Source organism: Pseudomonas simiae (assembly GCF_000934565.1).
Lineage (GTDB): Bacteria > Pseudomonadota > Gammaproteobacteria > Pseudomonadales > Pseudomonadaceae > Aquipseudomonas > Aquipseudomonas simiae.
Map to the genome: position 1 here is coordinate 445,456 of NZ_CP010896.1, position 11,957 is coordinate 457,412.

Genomic DNA, 11,957 nt, shown 5'->3' on the forward strand with positions numbered 1-11,957 from the left:
ATTAAAAAAGTTTTGACTAGCACAGCATATCGCTTTAAACCTTTCATAAATGCGACATAGATTTGCGACATTTCGTCGCTAAATTTGTGAGCGTCTGTGTCGGTGTGTACAATGACCTCCCTTTTGCCCCCGCTAAGCCGGCGTACGTTCGGCGTGGAAGGTAACCGGTTGAATTGAAAAGAAATTTGCCTCGATATAAGAGGCAGCCTGGTGAGAAAGTGTCTATGAAAGCAGGTCTGTACCAACCCGATGAATTCAAGGATAACTGCGGTTTCGGCCTGATAGCCCATATGCAGGGCGAACCCAGTCATACCCTTTTGCAAACGGCCATCGAGGCCCTGACCTGCATGACCCACCGCGGTGGGATCAACGCCGACGGCAAGACCGGTGACGGTTGCGGCTTGCTGATTCAAAAGCCCGACCAGTTCCTGCGTGCTGTCGCAAAAGAGCAATTTGCGGTCGACCTGCCCAAGCAGTACGCCGTGGGCATGGTGTTTTTCAACCAGGACCCGGTCAAAGCCGAAGCCGCTCGCGAGAACATGAACCGCGAGATCCTGGCCGCCGGCCTGCAGCTCGTCGGCTGGCGCAAAGTGCCGATCGATACCAGCGTGCTCGGCCGCCTGGCCAATGAGCGTCTGCCGCAGATCGAACAAGTGTTCATCGCGGGCGAAGGCCTGAGCGACCAGGACATGGCGATCAAGCTGTTTACCTCGCGTCGTCGCTCGTCCGTGGCCAACGCGGCCGACACCGACCACTACATCTGCAGCTTTTCCCACAAGACCATCATTTATAAAGGCCTGATGATGCCGGCGGACCTCACCGCCTTCTATCCAGACCTGAGCGATGAGCGCCTGCAAACCGCAATCTGCGTGTTCCACCAGCGCTTCTCCACCAATACCCTGCCGAAATGGCCGCTGGCCCAGCCATTCCGCTTCCTCGCCCACAATGGCGAGATCAACACCATCACCGGCAACCGCAACTGGGCCGTGGCCCGTCGCACCAAGTTCGCCAACGACCTGATGGACCTGGAAGAGCTCGGCCCATTGGTCAACCGTGTGGGTTCTGACTCGTCCAGCATGGACAACATGCTCGAACTGATGGTCACCGGTGGCATCGACCTGTTCCGTGGCGTGCGCATGATCATTCCGCCGGCGTGGCAGAACGTCGAGACCATGGACCCGGACCTGCGTGCATTCTACGAGTACAACTCGATGCACATGGAGCCGTGGGACGGCCCGGCCGGCGTGGTCATGACCGACGGTCGCTACGCGGTGTGCCTGCTCGACCGTAACGGTCTGCGCCCGGCGCGTTGGGTCACCACGACCAACGGCTTCATCACCCTCGCGTCGGAAATCGGCGTGTGGAACTACAAGCCGGAAGACGTCATCGCCAAAGGCCGTGTCGGTCCTGGCCAGATCCTTGCCGTGGACACCGAAACCGGTCAGATCCTCGACACCGACGCTATCGACAATCGCCTGAAGTCCCGTCACCCGTACAAGCAATGGCTGCGCAAGAACGCCCTGCGCATCCAGGCGACCATGGAAGACAATGACCACGGTTCGGCGTTCTACGATGTCGACCAGCTCAAGCAGTACATGAAAATGTACCAAGTCACGTTCGAAGAGCGTGACCAGGTGCTGCGCCCGCTTGGCGAGCAAGGCTACGAGGCGGTCGGCTCCATGGGCGACGACACGCCGATGGCTGTGCTGTCCCAGCGCGTGCGCACGCCGTACGACTATTTCCGTCAGCAGTTCGCCCAGGTGACCAACCCACCGATCGACCCGCTGCGTGAAGCCATCGTGATGTCGCTGGAAGTGTGCCTCGGTGCCGAGCGCAACATCTTCCAGGAATCGCCTGAGCATGCCTCCCGCGTGATCCTCAGCTCGCCAGTGGTCTCACCGGCCAAGTGGCGATCGCTGATGACCCTGGAGCGTCCAGGGTTCGACCGCCAGATCATCGACCTGAACTACGACGAGAGCCTCGGCCTTGAAGCCGCTGTGCGCAACGTCGCTGACCAGGCCGAAGAGGCCGTGCGCGCCGGTCGTACCCAGATCGTGCTGACTGACCGTCACATCGCGCCGGGCAAACTGCCGATCCACGCGTCCCTGGCCACCGGCGCAGTGCACCACCGCCTGACCGAAAAAGGCCTGCGCTGCGACTCCAACATCCTCGTGGAAACCGCCACTGCCCGCGACCCGCATCATTTTGCGGTGCTGATCGGCTTCGGCGCTTCGGCGGTGTACCCATTCCTCGCGTACGAAGTGCTGGGTGACCTGATCCGCACCGGTGAAGTGCTGGGCGACCTCTATGAGGTGTTCAAGAACTACCGTAAAGGCATCACCAAGGGCTTGCTGAAGATCCTGTCGAAGATGGGCATTTCCACCGTCACGTCTTACCGCGGTGCTCAATTGTTCGAAGCGATCGGCCTGTCCGAAGAAGTCTGCGACCTGAGCTTCCGTGGCGTGCCAAGCCGTATCAAAGGCGCGCGTTTCGTCGACATCGAAGCCGAACAGAAAGCCCTCGCGGCCGAAGCCTGGAGCGCGCGCAAGCCGATCCAGCAAGGCGGTCTGCTCAAGTTCGTGCACGGTGGTGAATACCACGCGTACAACCCGGACGTGGTCAGCACCCTGCAAGCCGCCGTGCAGCAGGGCGACTACGCCAAGTTCAAGGAATACACCGCGTTGGTGGACAACCGTCCGGTGTCGATGATCCGCGACCTGTTCAAGGTAAAAACCCTGGACACGCCGCTGGCCATCAGCGAAATCGAGCCGCTGGAATCGATCCTCAAGCGCTTCGACTCCGCCGGTATCTCCTTGGGCGCCTTGTCGCCTGAGGCCCACGAAGCCTTGGCCGAAGCCATGAACCGCCTGGGTGCGCGTTCCAACTCCGGCGAAGGTGGTGAAGACCCGGCGCGCTACGGCACTATCAAGAGCTCGAAAATCAAGCAGGTCGCGACCGGCCGTTTCGGCGTAACCCCGGAATACCTGGTCAACGCTGAAGTGCTGCAGATCAAGGTGGCCCAGGGCGCCAAGCCCGGTGAAGGCGGCCAGCTGCCAGGCGGCAAGGTCAACGGCCTGATCGCCAAGCTGCGTTATGCGGTACCGGGCGTGACGCTGATCTCGCCTCCGCCGCACCACGACATCTACTCGATTGAAGACTTGTCGCAGCTGATTTTCGACCTGAAACAAGTCAACCCGCAGGCCTTGGTCTCGGTGAAACTGGTGGCAGAAGCCGGCGTGGGCACCATCGCCGCCGGTGTGGCCAAAGCCTATGCCGACCTGATCACCATCTCCGGTTACGACGGCGGCACCGGCGCTTCGCCGCTGACCTCCATCAAGTACGCGGGCGCTCCGTGGGAACTCGGCCTGGCTGAGACCCACCAGACCCTGCGCGGCAACGACCTGCGCGGCAAGGTGCGTGTGCAGACCGACGGTGGCCTGAAAACCGGCCTCGACGTGATCAAGGCAGCGATCCTCGGTGCCGAAAGCTTCGGCTTCGGTACTGCGCCGATGATCGCCCTGGGCTGCAAATACCTGCGCATCTGCCACCTGAACAACTGCGCCACTGGCGTCGCGACTCAGAACGAGAAGCTGCGCAAGGATCACTACATCGGCACCGTCGACATGGTGGTGAATTTCTTCACCTACGTCGCCGAAGAGACCCGTGAGTGGCTGGCCAAGCTGGGTGTGCGTTCCCTCGAAGAACTGATCGGGCGTACCGACCTGCTGGACATCCTTGAAGGCCAGACCGCCAAGCAGAATCACCTGGACCTGACGCCGCTGTTGGGCAGCGACCACATCCCGGCAGACAAGCCACAATTCTGCCAGGTGGACCGCAACCCACCGTTCGACAAAGGCCTGTTGGCCGAGAAGATGGTCGAGATGGCTTCTTCCTCGATCAACGACGCCAGCGGTGGCGAATTCGCCCTGGATATCTGCAACTGCGACCGCTCCATCGGCGCACGCATCTCCGGCGAAATCGCACGCAAGCATGGCAACCAGGGTATGGCGAAAGCGCCGATCACCTTCCGCTTCAAGGGCACGGCGGGCCAGAGCTTCGGCGTGTGGAACGCCGGCGGCCTGCACATGTACCTGGAAGGCGATGCCAACGACTACGTGGGCAAGGGCATGACCGGTGGCAAGCTGGTGATCGTTCCGCCTCAAGGCAGCGTCTACAAGACCCAGGACAGTGCCATCATCGGCAACACCTGCTTGTACGGCGCCACCGGTGGCAAGCTGTTCGCCGCCGGCACTGCTGGTGAACGTTTCGCCGTGCGTAACTCCGGTGCCCACACCGTGGTGGAAGGCACGGGCGATCACTGCTGCGAGTACATGACCGGGGGCTTCGTCGCGGTACTGGGCAAGACCGGTTACAACTTCGGTTCGGGCATGACCGGCGGTTTCGCCTACGTGCTCGACCAGGACAACACCTTCGTCGACAAGGTCAACCACGAGTTGGTCGAGATCCAGCGGATCAGCGGCGAAGCCATGGAATCCTACCGGAACCACTTGCAGCACGTGCTGGACGAGTACGTCGAGGAGACCGGCAGCGAATGGGGTCGTAACCTCGCCGAGAACCTCGATGATTACCTGCGTCGTTTCTGGCTGGTCAAGCCCAAGGCTGCCAACCTGAAATCGTTGCTTTCCAGCATCCGTGCCAACCCGCAGTGATATGCGCCTGAAGAGTTTGATGAGGTTTTAACATGGCTGAACGTCTGAATAACGACTTCCAGTTCATCGATGTCGGGCGCAAAGATCCGAAGAAGAAACTGTTGCGTCAACGCAAGAAAGAGTTCGTGGAGATCTACGAACCCTTCAAACCCCAGCACTCGGCCGACCAGGCCCACCGCTGCCTGGGTTGCGGTAACCCGTATTGCGAATGGAAGTGCCCGGTGCACAACTTCATTCCCAACTGGCTCAAGCTGGTGGCCGAGGGCAACATCCTCGCCGCCGCCGAGCTGTCGCACCAGACCAACACCCTGCCGGAAGTGTGCGGCCGGGTGTGCCCGCAGGACCGTCTGTGCGAGGGTGCGTGCACCCTCAACGACGGCTTCGGCGCGGTGACCATCGGTTCGGTGGAGAAGTACATCACCGATACCGCGTTCGCCATGGGCTGGCGTCCGGACATGTCCAAGGTCAAGCCGACCGGCAAGCGTGTCGCGATCATTGGCGCGGGCCCGGCGGGCCTGGGCTGTGCCGACGTGCTGGTGCGGGGTGGCGTGACCCCGGTGGTGTTCGACAAGAACCCGGAAATCGGCGGCCTGCTGACCTTCGGCATCCCCGAGTTCAAGCTGGAAAAAACCGTACTGAGCAACCGTCGAGAAGTGTTCACCGGCATGGGCATCGAGTTCCGCCTGAACACCGAGATCGGCAAAGACGTGACCATGGAGCAACTGCTCGAAGAATACGATGCCGTGTTCATGGGCATGGGCACCTACACCTACATGAAGGGCGGCTTTGCCGGTGAGGACCTGCCAGGCGTGTATGACGCGCTCGACTTCCTGATCGCCAACGTGAATCGCAACCTGGGCTTCGAAAAGTCGCCGGAAGACTTCGTCGACATGAAGGGCAAGAAGGTTGTGGTGCTGGGCGGTGGCGACACCGCGATGGACTGCAACCGGACGTCGATTCGCCAGGGCGCCAAGTCGGTGACCTGTGCGTATCGTCGTGACGAAGCGAACATGCCGGGCTCGCGCAAAGAGGTGAAGAACGCCAAGGAAGAAGGCGTGAAATTCCTCTACAACCGCCAGCCGATTGCGATTGTCGGTGAAGACCGCGTCGAAGGCGTGAAGGTGGTCGAGACCCGTCTCGGCGAACCGGACGCCCGTGGCCGTCGCAGCCCCGAGCCGATCCCGGGTTCCGAAGAGATCATCCCGGCCGACGCCGTGGTCATCGCTTTCGGTTTCCGCCCAAGCCCGGCGCCGTGGTTCGAGCAGTTCCAGATCCAGACCGACAGCCAGGGCCGCGTCGTCGCCCCGGAACAAGGCCAGTACAAGCACCAGACCAGCAACCCGAAAATCTTCGCCGGTGGCGACATGGTGCGCGGGTCTGACCTGGTAGTGACGGCGATCTTCGAAGGCCGCAATGCCGCCGAAGGGATCCTGGACTACCTGCAAGTCTGACCCTGATTCCAGGTTGAAATGGGATCAAATGTGGGAGCGGCGGTTCGACTTGTTCGCGAATGCGGTTTATCAGTCACCAGATGTATCGACTGACCCACCGCGTTCGCGAGCAAGCCCGCTCCCACATTGGTTTGTGTGTATTCAATAAAGTCATGGGTTGAAATGGGATCGAATGTGGGAGCTGGCTTGCCTGCGATAGCAATCGTGAATTCACCACCGCCATCGCAGGCAAGCCAGCTCCCACACAAACCCCGTTCCACAGTGGGGTTTGCGTCGCCAGTCATTGCGACAAATTGACCCGATAGACAAAAGGCACGGCTCACTCCGTGCCTTTTGCGTCCGGCTCTGAGAAAATGCCCGTACTTTTTTTGCGGATGCCGACATGACTGCCCTCAAGAACGACCGTTTCCTTCGTGCCCTGCTCAAGCAACCTGTGGACGTCACCCCTGTGTGGATGATGCGCCAAGCCGGTCGCTACCTGCCGGAGTACCGCGCCAGTCGCGCCCATGCCGGCGACTTCATGAGCCTGTGCATGAACCCGGAGTTCGCCTGCGAAGTCACGATGCAGCCGCTGGACCGCTACCCACAACTGGACGCGGCCATCCTCTTTTCCGACATCCTCACCATCCCTGACGCCATGGGCCAAGGCCTGTACTTTGAAACCGGCGAAGGTCCGCGTTTCAAGAAAGTCGTCAGCACCCTGGCCGATATCGAAGCGCTGCCGATCCCTGATCCGCACAAAGACCTCGGTTACGTGATGGACGCCGTGAGCACTATCCGCCGCGAGCTTAACGGCCGCGTGCCGCTGATCGGCTTCTCCGGCAGCCCTTGGACCCTGGCCACCTACATGGTCGAAGGCGGCTCGTCGAAAGACTTCCGCAAGACCAAGGCCATGCTCTACGACAACCCGCAAGCCATGCACCTGCTGCTGGACAAGCTGGCGCAGTCGGTCACTTCCTACCTCAACGGACAGATCATGGCCGGCGCGCAAGCGGTGCAGATCTTCGACACCTGGGGTGGCAACCTGTCGGCGGCGGCCTACCAGGAGTTCTCCCTGGCCTACATGCGCAAGATCGTCAGCGGCCTGATCCGTGAACACGAAGGCCGTAAAGTGCCGGTCATCCTGTTCACCAAAGGCGGTGGCCTGTGGCTGGAGAGCATTGCCGACGCCGGTGCTGACGCCCTTGGCCTGGACTGGACCTGCGACATTGGCGAAGCCCGCCGTCGCGTTGGCGGCCAGGTCGCGCTGCAAGGCAACATGGACCCGACCGTGCTGTATGCCAAGCCGGAAGCGATCCGCACCGAAGTTGGCCGCATCCTCGCCAGCTACGGCAAGGGTACCGGGCATGTATTCAACCTGGGCCATGGCATTACGCCGGAAGTGAATCCGGAGCATGCCGGCGCGTTCCTGCGCGCGGTGCATGAACTGTCCGCGCAATACCACGAATAACACGCAAAACAAATGTGGGAGGAGCGGGCTTGCTCGCGAATGCGGAGTGTCAGTTGATACAGTCATGCCTGATACACTGCATTCGCGAGCAAGCCCGCTCCCACATTTAAAGCAGCACCGTATCAGGCCTTCACATTCCCCAACGGCGGCAACTTCGCCAACTTCAACGCCACCAGCAACGCACCCATCAACAGCGCCACGATAAACGCGCCGATGCCGTTCCACCCGGCAAAGTGCCAGAAGAACCCGCCCGCCGTTCCGGCAATACTCGACCCCACGTAGTAGCAGAACAGGTACAGCGACGATGCCTGCCCCTTCGCCTTGACCGCGCGGCGGCCGATCCAGCTGCTGGCCACCGAGTGGGCGCCGAAGAAGCCGAAGGTAAAGATCAGCATGCCCGGCACCACCAGCCACAGTGGGCTGAACAGGGTCAGGAGCATGCCGGCGAGCATCAGCACAATGGTGGCCCACAGCACGCGGCGGCGACCGAGGCGGTCGGCCAGGGAGCCGATTTTCGCCGAACTGTAGATACCCGAGAGGTACACCAGCGACAGCAGGCCGACCACGGCTTGGCTCAGGTCGTAGGGATCGGCCAGCAGGCGATAGCCGATGTAATTGAACATCGTCACGAACGCGCCCATCAGCAGGAAGGCTTCGAGGAACAGCCACGGCAGGCCCGCATCCTTGAAGTGCATGACAAAGCCGTCCACCAGGCTACGCGGCTTGAGACTGCTGGCGCGGAAGTTGCGCGATTCGGGGAGGATTTTCCAGAACACCGTGGCGGCGATCAGCGCCAGGGCGCCGATGATCAACATTGCGGTGTGCCAACTGACGAAGTCGATCAACACGCCGATGATCAGGCGCCCGCTCATGCCGCCAATCGCGTTGCCACCAATGTACAGGCCCATGGCCAGGCCGATGTGCTGCGGGTGGATCTCTTCGCTCAGGTAGGTCATGGCCACGGCGGCCAGGCCGCTCAGCGACAGGCCCACCAGTGCGCGCATGAATAGAATCCCTTCCCAGGACGGCATCAAACCACTGGCAATCGTCGCGAACGCCGCGCAGAACAACGCGGCGACCATCACCGGTTTACGTCCCAGGGTGTCGGAAATCGGCCCGGTAATCAGCAGGCCCAGCGCGAGCATCGCGGTGGACACGGACAGGATCAGACTACTCTGCGCGGCATTGATGGAAAACTCGTGGGACAGCGCCGGCATCATCGGCTGCACGCAATACAGCAGGGCAAAGGTGGCGAACCCCCCGGAGAACAGCGCCAGCACCGTGCGCATGAACATCGGCGTGCCTTTTTCGATGTACGCGTCATTGAGCTGGGCCACTACCTCATCGAGGGCAGTGGGCGGGACTTCTTGAGCAAGTGGAGCGACAGCAGAATTCACGGGGACCTCGGGGAGGAAGAGCGTGCCAGGACCGGCCATGCAAAAAGAATATAGCTGGCTAATGATTCTTTCCAATATATTGTTCGACCTGTTTGATAGCTTTTACGACCTAATGAGGTTTGCATGGAATTGCGTCACTTGCGGTACTTCATTGCCGTCGCCGAAGAACTGCACTTTGGCCGGGCTGCGCAGGTGCTAGGCATCTCGCAGCCGCCGCTGAGCCAGCAGATACAGGCGCTGGAGCAGGAGGTGGGCGCGCGGTTGTTCGAGCGTACCAATCGTCGGGTCGAGCTGAGCGAGGCGGGGCGTTTGTTCCTGCACGAGGCGCGGTTGGTGCTGGCGCAGGTGGACAAGGCGGCGGATGTAGCGCGCCGGGCGCAGCTGGGTGAGCTGGGTGAATTGAAGATCGGCTTCACGTCATCGGCACCGTTTAACTCCAGCATTCCCCAGGCGATCTTTGCATTTCGCCAGGCGTTCCCGGCGGTGCATCTCAATCTGCAAGAGATGAGCAGCACCGAGGTGGCCGAGTCGCTGGTGGACGAGTCGATTCAGGTGGGCTTGATGCGCCCCCTGCCGTTGCCGGACTCACTGAGTGTGGTCGAGTTGATGCGCGAACCGCTGGTGGCCGTCATGAACGCTGGCCACCCGTTGGTAGCAGGCAGTGAGCGTGGCCTGCACCTGGCGCAGTTGGCGGAAGAACCATTCGTGTTTTTCCCGCGCAGCTACGGCAGTGGACTCTACGCGCAGTTGCTCAGCCTGTGCCGAGACGCCGGTTTCAGCCCGCATTTTGCCCAGGAAGCGGGGGAGGCGATGACCATCATCGGTCTGGTCGCGGCGGGGTTGGGCGTGTCGGTGCTGCCCGCGTCTTACCAGCGCATACGGATTGACGGAGTGGTGTATCGCACCTTGCTGGACCCGGAGGCGGTGACGTCGGTATGGCTGGTGCAGCGAAAAGGCGCGCAGACGCCGATGGCTGCGGCGTTTGTGGAGTTGTTAACGCGTAAATCCGCTCAGTAAGAACGCGTACTTCAACGCGAAGCAGATCGAGGTGGGAGCTGTCGAGCTTCAGCGAGGCTGCGAAAGCGCCGTATCTGCAAGACCGCAGCGCCTGCATCGCAGCCTCGCTAAAGCTCGACAGCTCCCACCTTTGATCGTCGCAGTTTTCCAACTGTGGTTGCGTCAGGCATATGCCCGAGTTCCCGAAAGGGGCTTGTGAGACGCCGATGGCTGCGGCGTTTGTGGAGTTGTTGACGCGTAAATCCGCTCAGTAAGAACGCGAACTTCAACGCGAAGCAGACCGAGGTGGGAGCTGTCGAGCTTCAGCGAGGCTGCGAAAGGATCACCGCGCCGTATCTGCAAGACCGCAGCGCCTGCATCGCAGCCTCGCTAAAGCTCGACAGCTCCCACCTTTGATCGTCGCAATTTTCCAACTGTGGTTGCTTCAGGCATATGCCCGAGTTCCCGCAAGGGGCTTGTGAGACGCCGATGGCTGCGGCGTTTGTGGAGTTGTTAACGCGTAAATCCGCTCAGTAAGCACGCGAACTTCAACGCGAAGCAGATCGATGTGGGAGCTGTCGAGCTTCAGCGAGGCTGCGAAAGGATCACCGCGCCTTATCTGCAAGACCGCAGCGCCTGCATCGCAGCCTCGCTAAAGCTCGACAGCTCCCACCTTTGATCGTCGCAATTTTCCAACTGTGGTTGCGTCAGGCATATGCCCGAGTTCCCGAAAGGGGCTTGTGAGACGCCGATGGCTGCGGCACGCGTAAATCCGCTCAGTAGGAACGCGTACTTCAACGCGAAGCAGATCGAGGTGGGAGCTGTCGAGCTTCAGCGAGGCTGCGAAAGGATCACCGCGCCGTGTCTGCAAGACCGCAGAGCCTGCATCGCAGCCTCGCTAAAGCTCGACAGCTCCCACCTTTGATCGTCGCAGTTTTCCAACTGTGGTTGCTTCAGGCATATGCCCGAGTTCCCGAAAGGGGCTTGTGAGACGCCGATGGCTGCGGCGTTTGTGGAGTTGTTAACGCGTAAATCCGCTCAGTAAGCACGCGAACTTCAACGCGAAGCAGATCGATGTGGGAGCTGTCGAGCTTCAGCGAGGCTGCGAAAGGATCACCGCGCCGTATCTGCAAGACCGCAGCGCCCGCATCGCGGCCTCGCTAAAGCTCGACAGCTCCCACCTTTGATCGTCGCAATTTTCCAACTGTGGTTGCTTCAGGCATATGCCCGAGCTCCCGAAAGTGGCTTGTGAGACGCCGATGGCTGCGGCACGCGTAAATCCGCTCAGTAGGAACGCGTACTTCAACGCGAAGCAGATCGAGGTGGGAGCTGTCGAGCTTCAGCGAGGCTGCGAAAGGATCACCGCGCCGTATCTGCAAGACCGCAGCGCCTGCATCGCAGCCTCGCTAAAGCTCGACAGCTCCCACCTTTGATCGTCGCAGTTTTCCATCTGTGGTTGCTTCAGGCATATGCCCGAGTTCCCGAAAGGCGCCCTTTGTCGTTTCTGAGGGCGCGACAACCTCAGTTCTGCTTGGTACTGCCCGTCTGCTCAAACAACTGCGCCGCCGACCCTGCCTCACCACTCACGCCATTGCTGCGCAACCCCGCCATGATGTCGCTGTCCAGGTTGTTCACCCAACGGTTGTAGTTGCGATGGATCTTGCCGTCCTTGTAGCCGAGGTCGCGGCTGTCACGGTAGGTGATCGCGTAGCTGTTGCGGGTGTAGCGAATGTCGATGGCCGCGTAATACTGGTTGCGCACCGTGATCTCGGCCTGCACCAGTTGTGGGCTCAGGCGTTGAACCGTCCATTCACGTTTTTGCAGGGCGTTGACGATCACCGCTTTCATTTTTTCTTCGCTGACCTGGGCGTTGGCCGGCAGGTCGTGCTGGGTGTTGAGGATCGGCTTGCTGGTGCAGCCGGCGGTGACCAGCAGGGTCAGGGTGATCAGGGTGACGCGCAGCAAGGAAGACATTCCGTATTCTCCAATCGAT

General features: G+C 60.8%; 6 protein-coding genes. 4 read left to right on the plus strand and 2 right to left on the minus strand.

Going from position 1 to position 11,957, the window contains the following annotated elements; genetic code table 11:
- Positions 1-224: 224 nt before the first annotated feature.
- The 3 genes from gltB to hemE all read left to right on the plus strand — a co-directional run bounded on the left by gltB (position 225) and on the right by hemE (position 7,571).
- Positions 225-4,670 carry a glutamate synthase large subunit gene (gene gltB, locus PF1751_RS02000; RefSeq protein ID WP_021492320.1) on the plus strand — a complete coding sequence of 1,482 codons (4,446 nt, stop codon included), beginning with the start codon at positions 225-227 and terminating at the stop codon, positions 4,668-4,670.
- Positions 4,671-4,702: 32 nt separating this feature from the next.
- Positions 4,703-6,121, plus strand: a complete 1,419-nt coding sequence (locus PF1751_RS02005) for an FAD-dependent oxidoreductase (protein WP_010213750.1) — start codon at positions 4,703-4,705, stop codon at positions 6,119-6,121.
- 382 nt (positions 6,122-6,503) lie between these two features.
- Complete coding sequence (gene hemE, locus PF1751_RS02010) at positions 6,504-7,571, plus strand: uroporphyrinogen decarboxylase (protein WP_010213749.1); 1,068 nt, start codon at positions 6,504-6,506, stop codon at positions 7,569-7,571.
- A 122-nt stretch (positions 7,572-7,693) separates the two neighbouring features.
- Here hemE and PF1751_RS02015 read toward each other — a convergent pair whose 3' ends face one another.
- Positions 7,694-8,908 (minus strand): MFS transporter, encoded by a 1,215-nt coding sequence (locus tag PF1751_RS02015; RefSeq protein WP_420820065.1) that lies wholly within the window; start codon positions 8,906-8,908, stop codon positions 7,694-7,696.
- A gap of 183 nt (positions 8,909-9,091) precedes the next feature.
- Between PF1751_RS02015 and PF1751_RS02020 the strand changes: the two genes are divergently transcribed.
- Positions 9,092-9,985, plus strand: a complete 894-nt coding sequence (locus PF1751_RS02020; RefSeq protein ID WP_010213746.1) for a LysR family transcriptional regulator — start codon at positions 9,092-9,094, stop codon at positions 9,983-9,985.
- Positions 9,986-11,485: 1,500 nt separating this feature from the next.
- On the opposite strand, the gene PF1751_RS02025 is transcribed toward PF1751_RS02020, so the two are convergent.
- A complete protein-coding gene (locus PF1751_RS02025) occupies positions 11,486-11,938 on the minus strand; it encodes a hypothetical protein (RefSeq protein ID WP_021493278.1) in 453 nt (150 codons plus the stop codon).
- Positions 11,939-11,957 lie beyond the last annotated feature (19 nt).